An 892-nucleotide genomic window follows, 5' to 3' on the forward strand; every position below is an offset into this window, starting at 1 on the left:
CCATAATTTTCGTCATTTTTGCGATAAATTTCCTCTATTTTCTGTGAAATCGCTACATTTTTATCCGACTTTGGCTTGAGATGATAAAAGAACGAACTGCGTGCCAATCCGATTAGTCTGAGTAACAATTCCAACGGGAAACGCGAGCGTAAGGCATTTACGATGACGGCTTTTTCTGCATTTTTTGTTGGTTGAGTTCCTGCAACTTTTTTAGCATTGCATTCTCCGCTTCTAATTCCAAAATTCGGTAACGCAAGCGTTCTTCTTCTGTTTTGGGCGTTGGTGGCATTTTAGGTGAGTTGAGTTTCATACTTGGACGACCTTTAGGTTTGAGTAATAACCCATCTATACCTTGTTTTTCAAAGCGTTGCAACCATTGACTAATTATCCCTGAACTGGGGATATCAAAGCGAAAGCAGGCGGCTTCAGCGGAGCACTGGCCTTTTTTGATAGCTTGAATAACCTTTAATTTAAACTCAACAGAATAACATCGTTTTTTACCTAACACAGCTAATCCATTGATTCCATTATGATTAAATTTCGCAATCCAACGTGCTAACGTGCTTTGGGGAAGCTGAAAATACTGGCGAGTAAGCGAACGGTTTTTTCCATTTTGATGATAAAAGTCGAGCACTTGTTGTTTGAAACGTTGAGTATATTTAGTCATAAAAAATCTGCACCTTAATCAGTTGGTTATTTAGTCCAACTTTTGGGGTGCAGATCACGATGATTAACCCTTTGGGTTAAATGCTATTGGCTAAGAAATTTGATTTTTATGTACCTTTTTCTAGGATAGAGATAAAGAAAAAACCTACGATAAAATCGTAGGTTTGATTAATCTTTATCAGTGAAGAATGAAATTATTCAGCAACAACAATAATGTTTAATGTTG

At 37.0% G+C, this 892-nt stretch carries 1 pseudogene; it reads right to left on the reverse strand.

Annotated elements, in window-relative coordinates:
- Positions 1–667: pseudogene (locus ABZ728_RS22070) on the reverse strand (helix-turn-helix domain-containing protein); the annotation flags it as partial.
- Between the last annotated feature and the right edge of the window lie 225 nt (positions 668–892).

The sequence above is a fragment of the Fodinicurvata sp. EGI_FJ10296 genome (genome assembly GCF_040712075.1).
In the GTDB taxonomy this organism is placed as follows: domain Bacteria; phylum Pseudomonadota; class Alphaproteobacteria; order DSM-16000; family Inquilinaceae; genus JBFCVL01.